The following is a 14875-nucleotide window of genomic DNA, read 5'->3' as shown; positions in this document are numbered from 1 at the left end:
CGATGATCCCTGAGCTGCTCGAATTTGCAGCGCTGCAAAGCGCCTACGCAACCTGGGCTTTGACCCCGACCATGCTGGTGAAAGCCTTGCTGGCGCGCATCGCCGCCTACCCGGACAAGGCGGTGTTCATCAGCCTGGTACCGGAGCAGGAGCTGCTGGCGCAGGCCAGCGCATTGGAGGCCGCCGGGCCAGAGGGGAAAGCGCTTTACGGCATACCCTTCGTTGCCAAAGACAATATCGACGTCATGGGCATCCCCACCACCGCCGGCTGCCCGGCCTTCGCCTACATGCCAGCGCAGGATGCCGTCACCATCGCGCGCCTGCGCGCCGCCGGCGCAATTCTGCTCGGCAAAACCAATCTCGATCAATTCGCAACCGGCCTGAACGGCAGCCGCTCGCCCTATGGCGCGCCGCGCTCGGTGTTCAACGCGGCCTACATTTCCGGCGGCTCCTCCTCAGGCTCGGCGGTGGCGGTCGGCGCGGGATTGGCGGCGTTTTCGCTCGGCACGGATACGGCGGGGTCCGGCCGGGTACCCGCCGCGTTCAATAATCTGATCGGGCTGAAGCCGACAATCGGCCGCCTCTCCGCGACCGGCATGGTACCGGCATGTAAAAGCCTTGACTGCATCTCGGTTTTTGCAAATTCATCAGCGGATGCCATGGCCGTTCTCGAAGCCGCGCAGGGTTATGACGCGCAGGACGCCTATTCCCGCCCGCCCGCATCCCACGCCTTGCCACAGCGCCCACGCCTTGGCGTGCTTGCCGCCAAGGACAGGGATTTTGCCGGGGATGAGGCGGCCGCCTCGCTCTACGACGCCGCTTTGGCGCAAGCTGAAGCACTCGGCTGGGAGCTGACCGAAATCGATTACGCGCCATTCCGGACGATCGCCGCCTTGCTCTATGACGGCGCCTTCGTGGCCGAGCGGACCGCCGCCATGCGGGATTTCATGCACGACCATGCGGCGGAGATGCATCCTGTCGTGCGCGGCATCGTCGAAGGTGGGATGAAATTTTCCGCCGCCGATGCCTTCGACGATATCTACAAGGTCCAGGCCCTGCGGCACCTGACAAATGCCGAGCTGGCAAAATGCGATGCCTTGCTGCTGCCAACCGCGCCGACCTGCTTTACCGTCGAGGCGATGCTGGCCGAACCGGTCAAGCATAATTCAACCCTTGGCCTTTACACGAATTTCGTAAACCTTCTGGACCTAGCCGCAATTGCGCTGCCCGCTGGCTTCACCGCAAACGGCATGCCGTTCGGCGTGACGCTGATCGGCCCGGCCTTCTCGGAAGCCTGTCTCTGCGCCTACGCGGACAAACTCCATAAAGCGCTGGGGGCAGGGTCCGGGCTGAGCAGGGCCCAGCCCTCCGGTGCCTACGAGGCAATGACGGATGAGGTCACGCTGGTCGTCGCCGGCGCGCATCTCTCGGGCATGGTGTTGAATCATGAATTGACCCAGCTCGGTGCGCAATTGATCCGCCAAGCCCGGACCGCGCCTGACTATAAATTATTCGCCCTCGCCACCACGCCGCCGAAACCCGGGCTGGCGCATAGCCCCGGCTTTGCGGGGCCAGGACTCGCCGTCGAACTTTGGGGAATGAGCGCGCACGCGCTGGGTGCATTCCTTGCCGCCCTCCCCGCCCCCATGGGGATCGGGCGCGTCACCTTGGAAGATGGCTCGACACATCCTGGCTTTCTTTGTGAAGCCTACGCGTTGGAGGGGGCTGTGGATATTACCGCCCATGGCGGCTGGCGCGCCTACCGCGCTTCCTTATCCTGAACGAAAAAGGCCGGTTCGCACCGGCCTTTTTCATTCCACCTCGTCGCTGACATCCGTCAGCAGCGGTACGGCCGGGTAGGGTTCATCCTCATCCGCCGCCTCCTTGCCATGGATCAACGCTTCCAGCCGCGCCTTGGTGGCGGCGAAAGCCGGGCTCGCGATCTGCGTGGCATCGCGGGGGCGTGGCAGCGGCACCTCGATCATTTCCCGCAAGCGCCCCGGATGCGCGTCGAGAACGAGAATGCGGTCCGCCAGAAACACCGCCTCATCCAGGTCGTGCGTGATGAAGATGATGGTGATATCGACTTTTTTCCAGATCTCCAGCAGGTAGGCCTGCATGCGCTGGCGGGTCTGTGCGTCGAGCGCCGAGAAGGGCTCATCCATCAACAGCACACGCGGGCGATTGACCAAGGCGCGGATGATCGCCACGCGCTGTTTCATGCCGCCGGAGAGTTGATGCGGGTAGGCATCGGCGAATTTTTCCAGCCCGACGAGCGCCAGCCATTCATCGGCCTGGCGTTGCGCCTCGACCTTGCTGACGCCAGCCATGCGCAACCCGAACATCACATTCCGGCGCACGCTGAGCCAGGGAAACAAGGTATAGCCTTGGAATACCATGCCACGCTCGCGGCCCGGCCCCTGCACCGGCTTGCCATCAAGCGAGACCCAGCCTTCACTTGCCGTATCCAGCCCCGCCAAAATCCGCGCCAGTGTCGATTTACCGCAGCCGGACGGGCCGATAACGCAGAGGAATTCCCGCCGGTGCGTCTGGAACGACAAATCCTCGATGGCGGTGACGTTGTTTTTCCCGCTGTTGAAGCGCTTGCTCATGCCATCGACGCTTAAAATCACGTCGCGGGCCTTCAACCGCGCGAGCCGCGCCTGCACCTCCGGCGGTTGATCGAGATAGGAAACGCTCATGCGGCTGACTTGTCCCAAGGAAAGAGTTTCCGGCCGAGTGCTGCCAGCAACAGATCGCCGCCCAGCCCAAGAATGCCGATCATCGCAATCGCCGCATAAACATTGGCGTAATGCTGGTAGCGCGATTGCTGGGTGATGAAGAGGGAAATCCCGGACGTGGCGCCGATCAGCTCCGCGACGATCAGGTAGGTCCAGGCCCAGCCGAGAAGAATGCGCTGGTCGCGATAAAGATCCGGCAGCACGCTGGGGATGATCACGCTGGTCAGCAGCCGCAAATTCCGTGTCCCCAGCGTCAATGCGGCTTCCACCAAGGCGAAATCGGCCTTGCGCGTCGTGTTGGCGATGATCAAAATCTGCTGAAATAATGTGCCGATGACGATGATCGCGATTTTCGGCCCGGCATAGATGCCCAGTACCGCAACCGCCAAAGTGCCGAAGGCGGGCGCCGGGAGGTAGCGGAAAAATTCGACAAATGGCTCAACCAGCCGCGCCAACCCGCTATGCGCCCCGCACAGAATGCCCAGCGGCACACCGATGATGGAGGAAATCACAAACCCCCAGAAAATGGTCTGGATACTTTGCCAAAGGCTTTGATGCAACCAGAGCCCGTTCTGATCCGCCGGCGGCGTGGTGAAGGAGGTGTAGAACGCCGCCGCAACGTCACCGGGGGCAGGCAGATAGACCGGGTTGCATGGCGTGCCTACCGGTGGCGCGGTATGGTTGGTCTTCGCCGCCGCGAGTTGCCCGGCATAATCGGCCTTGGTCACCCGCATGCCCGGCATGTAGTAATCGACATCGCCAGGATCCGAAATCAACACGTCCGGATGCCAGATGAACGGCACGTAGCTGACCGCCGACCAGACCGCGAGCGGCAACAGAAAAGATGCAATTGCCAGCAAAATACGCAAGCGCCGCGTCAATGGTGCGCGAACGCGAAACCATTGCCCGCGCACCACATCACCCGTCTCGGAGGCGGCCGGTTTCACGGCCTCGATCTCCGAGCGATCCAGCATCAATTCCCCTCCTTGTAGGCGTCGATCAACGAACCATTGATGTACAGCTTCACATCCTGCGGGGTTTTGTAAACCTTATTGCGCACATTGAAGGCATTGGAATTTTCATCGGAGCCGTAAACGGAATTCAGGCCGGGACCAGGCACGAAGGCCGCCTTCGCCTCGGCCAGGCTGAGCAGATGCGTGCCCTTGACATAGCGCTGATAGATCTGCGGCGACACGCCATCGCGCGCGGCCATGATCTTGAGCGCATCGGCATGCGTCTTCGGATCGTTGATGTAGGCCAGAATGCGGTACCAGACCTTGATCACCTTCGCCCAATCCTGCGGCCGCGCCGCCAGGCTTTGCGGCGACACCGCCAGCCCGTCATAGATCAGCCCAGGCGCCTGCGCGGAGGTATAGATCGCCCTCGACCCCGGCACGGCCAGGCGCGCCTGATCCGCGATGGGCTGCCACAAGCCGATCGCCGCCACCGCGCCGGAGGCCAGAACCTGAGGCGTGCTATTGGTCACGGTATTCACCAGCTGCACCGAATCCAGGGACATGCCATTGGCCTGCAAGGCGTGCTCCAGCAGCATCTGCTCCAGCAGCCCGACCTCGACACCCACCTTCTGCCCCTGCAACTGCTTGACGCTGGTGATGCCGGGCTTTGCCAGAATCTGGTCATTGCCGCTGGAATAATCGGTCAGCATGATGAGTTGATTTTTGGTGCCGTTGGCGCCGAGTGCCAGCGCATCGCCGGTCGCGAGGAAATCGCCATCCAACTTGCCTGCGGAAAAGGCATCCAGTGACGCGGAATAATCAAACCATTGCATCTGCACATCAACGCCGGCTTGCTTGAACCAGCCTTTATCGACGGCGATCTGCCAGCCGGTGAAGCCCGGCCAGTCGCTGAAGCCGATGCGCAGCGGCGTTTCGGCCTTTGCCGGCAGGCTGGCCAACAGCGAGAGCGCCGCGGCGGAGAGAAAGGATGCAAATTTGGTCGCCCGTTTCATGGATACCCCTCAGATGGAGATCAGACTCTGCAAAAGACATCGCAAGAACGATGCCAGACTGTTTAGAATTCGAGAAGATTGTCGCGGAGCAGCTGGTGCTTGTAGGCGGTGCGCACGCAGCCCAGGCGCTGCAGCTCCGGGACCAGCCCGTCCGCCACTTCCACGAGATAGCGCCGGCCGACGCGCAAAACCGGCGTGGTGATCAAAAACCCGTCGCCGCCGACCTCTTCCATCACCTCGCGCATCCGCAGCGCGACGGATTGCGGCGTGCCGATCAGCTCCACCGAGGAGACCATGCCGCCGGCGCCATCCAAAACCAGTTCGCGCAATGTCTTGCCCGATCCCCATTGCTGGAATTTATCGAGCGAGCCTTGCTCGCCATTGGTCGTCAGCTTGCCCGGCAGCTTTTCATCGAGCGGGAATTGCGCGAAATCGATATCCGTGATCGCCGAGATCGAGGCCAGCATGTCGTCGATGAAATGCGGCGCGCTGAGCTGGCGCCGCAGCCGCTCGCGCGCATCCTGTTCGGTCTCACCCAGTGCCGGGGTGACGCAGAACATCACCTTGATGCTGTCAGGGTCACGCCCCATCGCCGTCGCGCGGGCACGAATATCGTCGCGAAACGCCTTCATCGATTCAACCCCGTTGGCGACGGAGACGATCGAGTCCGCGTGCTTGGCGGCGAAATCCCGCCCGCGCGGCGAGGCCCCGGCCTGCAGATAAACCGGGCGCCCCTGCGGGGAGCGCACGGTATTCAGCGGGCCGCGAACCTTGAAGAATTTTCCTTCATGATTGATCGGATGCACCTTCTCGTGATCGGCATAGATGCCGCGCGCGCGGTCGCGCAGCACGGCCCCCTCCTCCCAGCTGCCGAAGAGCTTGCCCATCACCTCCATATATTCCTCGGCCATCTCATAGCGCAGCTCACGCGGCGGCAATTTATCCAGGCCGAAATTCTGCGCGGCGAGATCTTCCGCGCTGGTCACCACATTCCAGCCGAACCGCCCGCGGGTCAGGCTGTCGATGGTGGAGGCCAGCCGCGCCATCAAAAAGGGCGGGTAGGCGAGGGTGGACATGGTGGCGATCACGCCGAGATGCCGCGTGGCCATGCCCATCGCCACCGCCAGCGGCGCCGGATCGTGCTTGGGCGCCATCACCCCGCCGCGCAGGCCTTTTTCCCGTGAACCGCCATAGGTCTCCGAGACCATCAGCTTGTCTTCGATCATGATGTAGTCGAAGCAGGCGCGCTCCAGCGTCTGCGCCATCTCGATATAAAACTGCCCATCCCATGGCATCCCACCTTGGCCAAACGGCTCTCGCCATTCATCCGGGGTGAAATTCATGAACCAGCCGAGATGAAATTTTTTCGTATCCATAAGGCTCCTTCGCCGCGCCCGTCAGGACAGATCGGATCGCGCGGCTTGCAATGAAAAGCTGATCGTCCGCTTCAAATGGCGGTGAGAAACGACACCCCAACCGCCCCAGAAAATCATGCGCGCGGTCGCCGTTCGCATGCACCTCGCCATAATCGGGGGACAGCACGCGTTTGACCCGGTTGCGGTGATAGCTGCCGAAAAGCTGGCGCGCCGTCAGCACCTGGGTTGTATCCGCGCCATACAGCGTCTCATGCAGCGCCGGCAGCGCGTGCCAGGGCACGGCGGGGCGGGCGTGATGCGCGTTATGGTAGGCGAAATTCAGCGTCAGCAGATTGAGCAGCGGATGCGAGAGCGACAGGATATTGCTGTAAGTATTCTCATGCTCATAAGCCCGGTCACGATTTTTTTCGATCATCGGGGAGGAGCTGGAGTGCGGCACATAAACATCGAATGTATGCTGGTAGGCATCCATGAAACGCAGCACCTGCAGCATCAGCAGATAGGCGATGGCATAGAACGCCAATGACCAGGGCGAGGCCCAGGCCAGCGCGGCAAAGAACAGCAGCCGTGAGAGCAGCAGCAGGCTGGCGCGCCGGCGCATGGCTTGCGTGCCGCGATATTGGGTGATGATGACCATGCCATGCATCAGCAGCTCAACCGCCGGAATATAGGCCCATTCCAGCCCCAGCACGGCCGCCCGCACCCAGCCTGGCGCGCGCTTGAGAATATCCCGGTAATCGAAGGCCGCCACATCCATCCTGTCGGCATGGTGGCGCAGATGTTTTTCCTTCAGCCCGCTATAGGAGGCAAAACAGGCGCCGGTGATCCAGGCCATCACTTCGCCCGCCCGGTCATTGTGGCGCATTTTGCTGAACACCGCCCCATGCGCGCACTCATGGATGAAATAGGCGCAGATCACGAGGCCATGCGCCAGCAGCAGCGTGCCCAGCAGATTGAGCGCCAGGCTGGCGCGGGTGATCAGCACCAGCCCGCTTGCATAAGCGGCGAAGGCATAAAAAATGCCGGCGCCATTATAGAACGCGCCGCCTTGGTAGCGGAACAAACGGGTCTGGCTCATGCCAAAGCACCGCGCGGGGACGTGGCGGCATGGCGGGCCGGTCGGCGGGCATCATTCATGCTGATCTCCTGACGAGGAATGACCAAAACGGCTAAACAACACTCATTTGCACTATTTTTGTTCTTTTCATTCGATGACGGCCGAGATATCCACGCGGCCATTCTACAAAATGACTATTTTCTATTCGTATCTACTGAAATCCGGCTCGTACATAGCTTGATATGCCCATTTACTTTCCGTATCAGGAAAGAATGTCCCGCCCCTCCGCCCCCTTCAGCGGCAATCTTGGTGATGTCGATCTTCGCCTGCTGCGGCTGTTTGCTACGGTCGCCGAGGCGGGCGGCTTCACCGCGGCGGAGGCGGAGCTGCAGGTCGGGCTGTCGACCATTTCCAAGCAGTTGAAAGCGCTGGAAACCCGTCTGGGGGTGACCTTATGCCGGCGCGGGCGCGGCGGGTTCGCGCTGACCGATCAAGGGCGTTCGGTGCTGGTCGAGACCCGCCAGCTGCTCGGCGCGCTGGACGGGTTCCGCGAGCGGATGAACAATATCCACACCGAAATCGGCGGCGAGCTCAATCTCGGCATCATCGATACGCTGATCACCGATCCGCATTTCCGCCTGCCGCAGGTTCTGGCCACCGCGAAAAGGCGGGCGCCGCGGGTGCAGATCAATATCAGCGTCGATCCGCCGAACCTGCTGGAAAAGGCGCTGCTGGAGGAGCGGCTGCACGCCGCCATCGTGTCCGTGCGCCAGCGCTTGCCGGGGCTGACCTACCGGTTTCTCTATGCGGAGCAGAATAATCTCTACTGCGCCGAGCCGCATCCGCTCTATCGCTATTGCCCGGACGAGGTGCCGACGGAATTGCTGATGGGCTGCGAAGTGGTCGGGCGCAGCTATGCCGAGCAGGACGAGGCCCGGCAGCTCGCCAGCGGCCTGGTGCGCAGCGCCACCGCCAATGATGTCGAGGGGGTGGCGCTGCTGGTGCTCACCGGCCGCTATATCGGCTATCTGCCGGACCATTATGTCCGCGCCACCCGCTTCGGCTTGCCGCTGCGCCCGGTGCTGCCGGCCCGGTTCGGCTATCTGGTGGAATTCGAACTGGCCACCCGGGCGCGCGGCCATGTCTCTCCGGCCTCGCGCAATTTCCTGGCCGAGCTGGCCCGCGAATATGAGCTGGCAATGGGCAGCTAGGCTTGTAGCGGCCCGCTCTGTTGCCGTTTCAGTCAAGTACGCTTCCCGAAATCGTCCTTTTTGCCGCACGCGCGGCTTGCCTAAGCTTCCGGCTTCGATGGCGGCTCAAGGCGGAGGCAGAATGGCAGCGTGCGATAGATCCGTTTCGGCCGCGCCGCGCACGCGCCCGCACTGGCATGGTCTATGGACACGCTCGCTCCTGGTGGGGGCGGATGGGCAGCGCGATGTGAGCAGCGCGGTCTCCTGGCTGCAGGGGCCCGAACTGTTCGTGGATCTGCGCCAGCCCGCCGCGCGCCCCGCCTTTTGCCATGTGCAAGGCTTCGCGCAGCTCTCCGTCGCGGCCGAAACCTGGCTGGCCCACCAGCAGGGCTTTGCCGGCAGCTTCCAGGTGGCAGAAAACCGCGCCGCCTGGCGGCGCGAGATCGACTACCAGCCGCCCGGGCCGACACCGGATGAGGGCATGCTCTCCTGGGCGGGCGAAACCCTGGTCGAGACCGGGCTGCACAGCCCCTATCTGGAACATTGGCGCGCGGCGCCGCAGCCGAACCACCCTTGCGCGGCGCTGCGGCTGCGTGTGGCGCAAACCGGGCAGGCGGCGATTCTGGTGCGCACCGGGCCGGTTTTCATGCTGGCGCGGGGCCGGGCGCCGGGCATCCGCCTTTCCGCCCCCAGCCTGGCGGCCTGCCTGGCCGGCGCGGCGGATGCCAAGGCCCGGCAGGCGCTGCTGGATTGCGAGATTTCGCGCGGCACGGCTTCGGGCTGGGAGATCAACGCCTCGACCCTGCCCTGGCGGGAGGGACAGCGGTTGCGCATGTCCTTCGACCGCCCGGGCCGGTTGCTGGTCGATGGCGCGGTGTGGGAGATCACCCATGAGGAAGGGCAGATCGATGCGTTTGCAACGCTCTAACACCATCGGGCGCCGATGCGCGCGCTAGTCACCGGCGCGGCCAGCGGCATCGGCCTGGCCACGTCACGCGCCTTTCTGGCCGCCGGGGATGCGGTGATCGGGCTGGATATCGCCCAACCGCCGGCGGACGTGCCCTGGGTGGAAGCCGACATCACCTCGCCAGACGCGGTGGCGGCGGCGGTAGCGGCGGCCGCCGCGCGGCTGGGCGGGTTCGATGTGCTGGTGAACGCCGCCGGGGTGGAATATGACGCCCCGCTGGCGGCGCTGGATCTGGCGCGGCTGGACCGGATGGTCGCCGTCAATCTGCGCGGGCCGATGCTGGTGGCCGCCGCCGCGCTGCCGCATCTCGCCAAGGGCGGGTCGATCATCAATCTCGCCTCGGAGCTGGCCTTTCTGGGCCGCGCCGAAGCCTCCGGCTATTGCGCCACCAAGGCGGCGATGCTGGGGCTGACCCGCTCCTGGGCACGCGAGCTGGGGCCGGATATCCGGGTGAACGCCGTCGCTCCTGGGCCGATCGACACACCCTTGCTGAATTTCGCGGCAATGAGCCCGGCGCTGCAGGCGCTGGAGACCGGCAACCCGCTCGGGCGGATCGGCCGGCCGGAAGAGGTCGCCGCGGTGATCCTGTTTCTCGCCAGCCAAGCCGCCAGCTTCGTCACCGGCCAGTGCTACAGCGCCGATGGCGGCGCCGCGATGCATTGAAATCCGCCCCCTCTCATCACAGCCTGCAAGGAGCCTTTTGAATGGTTGAAAGCGTGTTCATGGCGGAATTGTCCTGGCCGGAATGGGAGGCCAGGATCCAGGCTGGCGCCATCATCTTCCTGCCGCTTGGCGCCACCGAGCAGCACGGGCCGCATCTGCCGCTGAATGTCGATGTGATCTTGCCGACAGCTGTCGCCGAACGCGTCGCCCGGCAGCTCGGCGGGCTGGTCGCGCCGACGCTGAATTACGGCTATAAATCCATGCCCCGCTCCGGCGGCGGGCAGAGCTTCCCCGGCACCGCCAGCCTGGATGCCGCCACCTTCAGCCACACCATCCGCGATGTCATCCGCGATATGGGGCTGCACGGGGCGCGGCGCTTCGTCATCCTCAACGGGCATTTCGAGAATGGCTGGCCCTCGGTGGAGGGGCTGGATCTGGCGCTGCGCGATCTGCGTGCCGAAGGCATCCGCGATGTCACCGCGATGCGTCTGGAATATTGGGATTTCGTCGAGCCCGCGACGCTGGACAGGATTTTCCCGGACGGCTTCCCCGGCACCGAGCTGGAACATGCCAGCCTGATCGAAACCTCGCTGATGATGCTGCTGCGCCCGGATCTGGTGGCGGTGGAGAAAATCCCGCAGGAAGGCCGCGCGCAATTTCCGCCCTACGACATCCACCCGCCGCCGCCCGGCTATCTGCGCGCAAGCGGCGTGCTGGCGGATGCGCGCGGCGCCAGCGCGCAGATCGGCCAATGCCTGATGGATGATCATGTCCGCCTGATCAGTGAAGCGGTCCGCGCCGGGTTCAAGCTGGGCTTCTGAGACACGCAACGGCTTTCGGCAGGCAGAGCTTCGGGGTAAGGAATGGCCGGGCGCGGCGGTCCGGGCCTGGGCGCGTGCCCCAAGATCTCTCTTCTCAACAAGGCAGCCATGACGGCGACTGTCTTCACGGGAAGGCTGCTTTATTACAAACCTGCTTTCAGTGGGTGAATAACGAAAGATCGTATCGTGAACTCTGGTATCAGCTTTGCACATATTCCAAACGCCGCGCCTCTGCCGGCGGCCGAGCGCGCCGCGGTGCTGGAAAATCCCGGCTTCGGGACCTCCTTCACCGACCATATGGCGGTGATCGAATACACCCAGGGCGTGGGCTGGCACGATGCGAGGATCCAGGCGCGCGAGGCGATCACCCTGCATCCGGCGGCGGCGGTGCTGCATTATGCGCAGGAGATTTTCGAAGGGCTGAAAGCCTATCGCCTCCCCTCCGGCGAGATCGCGATGTTCCGCCCGACGGCGAATGCCAAGCGCTTCCAGGACTCCGCCGAGCGCCTGGCGATGCCGAGCCTGCCCAGCGATCTGTTCGTTGAGTCGATCGAGCAGCTGATCCGCGCCGACCGGGACTGGGTGCCCAACGATCCCACCAAGAGCCTCTATCTGCGCCCCTTCATGTTCGCCAATGAGGCGTTTCTGGGCGTGCGGCCGTCGAAAACCTTCATGTACGCGGTCATCGCCTGCCCGGTCGGCGGCTATTTCAAAGGCGGCGCCGAGGCGGTCTCCGTCTGGGTGAGCGAACATTACAGCCGTGCGGCCACCGGCGGCACCGGGGCCGCGAAATGCGGCGGCAACTACGCCGCCAGCCTGCTGGCGCAGGCCGAGGCCAGCGCCCAGGGCTGCGACCAGGTCGCCTTCCTGGATGCGGCCGAGCATCGCTGGCTGGAGGAAATGGGCGGCATGAACATGATGTTCGTGTTCGAGGACGGCTCCCTGCTCACCCCGCCGCTGGGCGGCACCATCCTGCCCGGCATCACCCGCAATTCGCTGATCACCCTGGCCGGCGCCGCCGGGCTGCGCGTGCGCGAGGAGGCCTATTCCTTCCAGCAGCTGCGCGAGGATGCCGCCAGCGGCCGGCTGCGCGAGGCCTTCGCCTGCGGCACCGCCGCGGTGGTCACGCCGATCGGCAAGTTCAAATTCTCCGGCGGCGAGGTGGTGATCGGCGATGGCGCCCATGCCGGCGCCACCACCAAATCGCTGAAGGACAGGCTGGTGCAGATCCAGCGCGGCCAGAGCGAAGACCCGTATGGCTGGGTGCATCGCGTCGGCTAGTGTGATTGGGTTTGCTTGGCGTGGCGCGGCTTCAGCAGGCCGCCCATCGCCCCGCAATGGTCTTTGCCCCCTGGCAGGGTCATGATAGATCGCTAACCCTATCCGATTGGCAAGGCGGGACATGACCAAAGACAACCCTGCGGCGTTGGCCGAAACACCGGCGCCCAGCACCAGAACGCGCGACCCGGAGCGCACGCGGCAGGATATCCTCAACGCCGCCGCCGATGAATTTGCCAAATACGGGCTCTCCGGCGCGCGAGTCGATGCGATCGCGGCGCGGACCTCCACCACCAAGCGGATGATCTATTATTATTTCGAGAGCAAGGAGGGGCTCTACACCGCGGTGCTGGAGCGCGCCTATGCCGGCATCCGCGAGATCGAATCCGGCATGAAGCTCGACAAGCTCGATCCTGAAACCGCCTTGCGCCGGCTGGTTGAATTCAATTTCGATTATCATGACGCGCATCCGGAATTCGTCCGGCTGGTGATGATCGAGAACATCCATAACGGGGCGCATATCAAGGACGCGCCGGATCTGCGCCGCACCAACAGCCCGGCGATCGAGGTGCTGAGCGACATTCTGCAGCGCGGCTACGAGGCGGGGGTGTTCAAGCGCCAGATCGAACCGCGCGAGCTGCACATGATGATCAGCGCGCTGTCATTCTACCGCGTCTCCAACCGCGCGACCTTCGGCACGCTGTTCAGCATCGATTTCGGCGCCCCGCAAACGCGTGAGCGCCATCGCCGCCATATCGCGGATTCCATCCTGCTATTGATGACCAACCCCGGCTGACTCACTGACCGCCAGCCGCCGCGCCATCGCCGCCAGACGGATCGGCGCGTTGCTGGCGCCATAGCCTTCATAACCGTGGCGCTCCACCAGCTCGAAGAAAAACCGCCCCTGGAAATGCGGCAGGTAGGCGTGCCAGAACTCACCGCCCGCATCGCGGTCATACAGCACGCCATGCGCGTGCATCTGCCGCAGCCGGTCCTCCTCCAGCCCGAAGCGCGCCTGCAGATCCTCGTAATAATTCAGCGGAATCGGCACCGGCGCCAGACCGGAATTGGCCGCCTGCGCCGCCGCCTGCTCGACATTGCCGATCGCCAGCGCGATGTGATGCACCCCCGCCCCGGCCGCCGCGGCGACAAAGCGCGCGGTTTCGGTGGAGGGGCTCTCCGAAATGTTCAGCGGTATACGCACGCTGCCGCTGGCATTTTTCATCGTCCGCGAGCGCACCAGGCCGAAACGGTCGGCATATTCGATGGTCGGCTCCGCCACCAGGTTGAACAAGGTGCGATAGAACAGGATGAAGCGATCCATCGAGCCCGGATTGAGCGCCTGGGCAACATGATCGATCCGCACCGCCGCCGCCTCCTCCGGCGCCGGGGCAAGGTCGAAATCATCCTGCCACATCTGCCGCGACGCCGCCTCGTCGACCAGATAGAGCAAGGTCCCATCCGGTTCGCGCACGGCGGGAATGCGATGCTCGCCAGGGCCGGTACGCTCCGTCCAGGTCGGGCAGAGCAGCGCCTGCGCTCGCGCCAGGGTCGCCTGCACGTCATCGACCTGCAGCGCCAGGGCGCAGACCGAGGGCCCGTGCAGCACGAAATGCTCGGAGGCGGCGCTGTCCGGTTCGGCATTGAGCACGATATTCACCCCGCCCAGCCGGTAAAGCTCCACCGCTTTCGAGCGATGCTGGCCAGCCCGGGTGAAACCCATCGCCTTCAAATAGGCGCCAAGCGCCACGCCGGCGCTGTGATCCACCGCGAATTCGATGAAGGCGACGCCGCCCAGCTCCGGCGGGCGGGGCAGCTGCGTGCGCCCGGCCTCGGCCTCCACCCAGATCAGCGAGCGCAGCCCATCCAGCGCGGTCGGCCGGGTTGGGCCGGCGCGGAAATTATCGTTGAAGATTTCCAGGCTGAGCGGCCCTTTATACCCGGCATCCAGCGCCGCGCGGGTAAAGCCGGCGACGTCGAAATCACCCTGGCCGGGGAAATTGCGGTAATGCCGGCTCCAGGAAAGCACATCCAGCGAGAGCTTCGGCGCATCGGCGAGCTGGATGAAAAAGATCTTCTCGCCCGGCACACGCTCGATCCCGGCCAGCGAATCCCCGAGCGAGAGGGTGTGAAAACTGTCCAGCGCCAGGCCGAGCGCCGGATGGCTGACGCGCTGCACCAGATCCCATGCCTGGCGCCAGAATTTCACATGCGTCCCCCAGGCCAGCGCCTCATAGGCAATGCGCATCCCGCGCCTTCCGGCATGCTCCGCCAGCTCGGCCAGCTCCGCCGTCAGCGCCGCCGGATTGCCCGCCGCATGCGGTTGCACATTCGAGCAGAGCAGCAGCAGATCCGTGCCCAGCTCGGCCATCACATCGAATTTGCGGGCCGCGCGGTCCAGGTTGCGCCGGAGCTGTGCCGCGCCCATGCCCTCGAAATCGCGGAAGGGTTGAAACATGAAAATCGCCAAGCCGAGATCCTCGGCCATGCGGCGGACATCGCGCGGCGTGCCATCGAAGGCCAGAAGATCCGCCTCGAAGATTTCCACGCCCTCGAACCCGGCGGCCGCGGCCGCCTCCAGCTTATCCGATAATGTACCAGACAGTGACACGGTGGCGATGGATTTCGGTTGCGTCTGTAACATATTCAAGGCGTACCCCCTCCTTACCGGCATTATATATCATCATCCGCGACCCGGGGCGGAAAAAAACTGCTTGAAATGTTCTATTTGGTTAGTTACTAAAAATCCAGCAGAGGCTGGTCATTGGTCGTCACGGCTAGATTAGCGTCTTTTTTCACGCTCTCCTACTCTG

13 protein-coding genes are annotated in these 14875 nt (G+C 63.9%); 7 read left to right on the top strand and 6 right to left on the bottom strand.

The features are described from left to right. The first annotated feature begins 2 nt into the window (after positions 1–2). The gene (gene atzF / locus ACZ46S_RS13145) at positions 3–1781 is read left to right on the top strand and encodes an allophanate hydrolase (RefSeq protein WP_464062073.1); all 1779 of its coding nucleotides are present in this window, start codon (positions 3–5) and stop codon (positions 1779–1781) included. A gap of 30 nt (positions 1782–1811) precedes the next feature. Here the strand turns inward: atzF and ACZ46S_RS13140 are convergent, their stop codons facing one another. The 5 genes from ACZ46S_RS13140 to ACZ46S_RS13120 all read right to left on the bottom strand — a co-directional run bounded on the left by ACZ46S_RS13140 (position 1812) and on the right by ACZ46S_RS13120 (position 7164). After that, positions 1812–2702, bottom strand: coding sequence for an ABC transporter ATP-binding protein (locus tag ACZ46S_RS13140; RefSeq protein ID WP_295740049.1), 891 nt, complete (start codon positions 2700–2702; stop codon positions 1812–1814). Further along, complete coding sequence (locus ACZ46S_RS13135) at positions 2699–3715, bottom strand: ABC transporter permease (protein WP_464062072.1); 1017 nt, start codon at positions 3713–3715, stop codon at positions 2699–2701. Before ACZ46S_RS13135 ends, ACZ46S_RS13140 begins: the two co-directional genes overlap by 4 nt. Further along, positions 3715–4710 carry an ABC transporter substrate-binding protein gene (locus ACZ46S_RS13130; RefSeq protein ID WP_295740043.1) on the bottom strand — a complete coding sequence of 332 codons (996 nt, stop codon included), beginning with the start codon at positions 4708–4710 and terminating at the stop codon, positions 3715–3717. The genes ACZ46S_RS13135 and ACZ46S_RS13130 overlap by 1 nt, the downstream gene beginning before the upstream one ends. Positions 4711–4772: 62 nt before the next feature. Then, on the bottom strand, positions 4773–6086 hold the full coding sequence (locus ACZ46S_RS13125) for an NtaA/DmoA family FMN-dependent monooxygenase (protein WP_464062071.1): 1314 nt from the start codon (positions 6084–6086) through the stop codon (positions 4773–4775). Continuing rightward, on the bottom strand, positions 6034–7164 hold the full coding sequence (locus ACZ46S_RS13120) for a fatty acid desaturase (protein WP_464062070.1): 1131 nt from the start codon (positions 7162–7164) through the stop codon (positions 6034–6036). The genes ACZ46S_RS13125 and ACZ46S_RS13120 overlap by 53 nt, the downstream gene beginning before the upstream one ends. A 251-nt stretch (positions 7165–7415) precedes the next feature. Between ACZ46S_RS13120 and ACZ46S_RS13115 the strand changes: the two genes are divergently transcribed. From ACZ46S_RS13115 to ACZ46S_RS13090, 6 genes are all read left to right on the top strand, one after another. Then, positions 7416–8354: a LysR family transcriptional regulator gene (locus ACZ46S_RS13115; RefSeq protein WP_464062069.1), complete on the top strand. Its 939-nt coding sequence runs from the start codon at positions 7416–7418 to the stop codon at positions 8352–8354. 121 nt (positions 8355–8475) lie between these two features. After that, positions 8476–9261, top strand: coding sequence for a hypothetical protein (locus tag ACZ46S_RS13110; RefSeq protein WP_464062068.1), 786 nt, complete (start codon positions 8476–8478; stop codon positions 9259–9261). A gap of 15 nt (positions 9262–9276) precedes the next feature. Beyond that, a complete protein-coding gene (locus ACZ46S_RS13105; protein ID WP_295740029.1) occupies positions 9277–9963 on the top strand; it encodes an SDR family NAD(P)-dependent oxidoreductase in 687 nt (228 codons plus the stop codon). 41 nt (positions 9964–10004) lie between these two features. Next, complete coding sequence (locus ACZ46S_RS13100; RefSeq protein ID WP_464062067.1) at positions 10005–10784, top strand: creatininase; 780 nt, start codon at positions 10005–10007, stop codon at positions 10782–10784. Positions 10785–10970: 186 nt separating this feature from the next. Then, the gene (locus ACZ46S_RS13095) at positions 10971–12065 is read left to right on the top strand and encodes a branched-chain amino acid aminotransferase (RefSeq protein ID WP_464062066.1); all 1095 of its coding nucleotides are present in this window, start codon (positions 10971–10973) and stop codon (positions 12063–12065) included. Positions 12066–12186: 121 nt separating this feature from the next. Beyond that, positions 12187–12858, top strand: coding sequence for a TetR family transcriptional regulator (locus ACZ46S_RS13090; RefSeq protein ID WP_464062065.1), 672 nt, complete (start codon positions 12187–12189; stop codon positions 12856–12858). Here ACZ46S_RS13090 and ACZ46S_RS13085 read toward each other — a convergent pair. Then, entirely contained in the window at positions 12835–14706 is a 1872-nt protein-coding gene (locus tag ACZ46S_RS13085; RefSeq protein ID WP_464064287.1) for a bifunctional sugar phosphate isomerase/epimerase/4-hydroxyphenylpyruvate dioxygenase family protein, read from the bottom strand. The two genes, ACZ46S_RS13090 and ACZ46S_RS13085, sit on opposite strands and share 24 nt — an antisense overlap. Positions 14707–14875: the final 169 nt, after the last annotated feature.

The sequence above is a fragment of the Acidocella aluminiidurans genome, assembly GCF_055383125.1.
The sequence above is the reverse complement of the archived record's forward strand: the minus strand, read 5'-3'. Positions and strand labels throughout refer to the sequence as shown.

Bases quoted from the DNA above. Each gene is read 5' to 3' on its own strand.
- atzF (WP_464062073.1), top strand. From the start codon at position 3: ATGATCCCTGAGCTGCTCGAATTTGCAGCGCTGCAAAGCGCCTACGCA.
- ACZ46S_RS13140 (WP_295740049.1), bottom strand. From the start codon at position 2,702: ATGAGCGTTTCCTATCTCGATCAACCGCCGGAGGTGCAGGCGCGGCTC.
- ACZ46S_RS13135 (WP_464062072.1), bottom strand. From the start codon at position 3,715: ATGCTGGATCGCTCGGAGATCGAGGCCGTGAAACCGGCCGCCTCCGAG.
- ACZ46S_RS13130 (WP_295740043.1), bottom strand. From the start codon at position 4,710: ATGAAACGGGCGACCAAATTTGCATCCTTTCTCTCCGCCGCGGCGCTC.
- ACZ46S_RS13125 (WP_464062071.1), bottom strand. From the start codon at position 6,086: ATGGATACGAAAAAATTTCATCTCGGCTGGTTCATGAATTTCACCCCG.
- ACZ46S_RS13120 (WP_464062070.1), bottom strand. From the start codon at position 7,164: ATGAGCCAGACCCGTTTGTTCCGCTACCAAGGCGGCGCGTTCTATAAT.
- ACZ46S_RS13115 (WP_464062069.1), top strand. From the start codon at position 7,416: ATGTCCCGCCCCTCCGCCCCCTTCAGCGGCAATCTTGGTGATGTCGAT.
- ACZ46S_RS13110 (WP_464062068.1), top strand. From the start codon at position 8,476: ATGGCAGCGTGCGATAGATCCGTTTCGGCCGCGCCGCGCACGCGCCCG.
- ACZ46S_RS13105 (WP_295740029.1), top strand. From the start codon at position 9,277: ATGCGCGCGCTAGTCACCGGCGCGGCCAGCGGCATCGGCCTGGCCACG.
- ACZ46S_RS13100 (WP_464062067.1), top strand. From the start codon at position 10,005: ATGGTTGAAAGCGTGTTCATGGCGGAATTGTCCTGGCCGGAATGGGAG.
- ACZ46S_RS13090 (WP_464062065.1), top strand. From the start codon at position 12,187: ATGACCAAAGACAACCCTGCGGCGTTGGCCGAAACACCGGCGCCCAGC.
- ACZ46S_RS13085 (WP_464064287.1), bottom strand. From the start codon at position 14,706: ATGTTACAGACGCAACCGAAATCCATCGCCACCGTGTCACTGTCTGGT.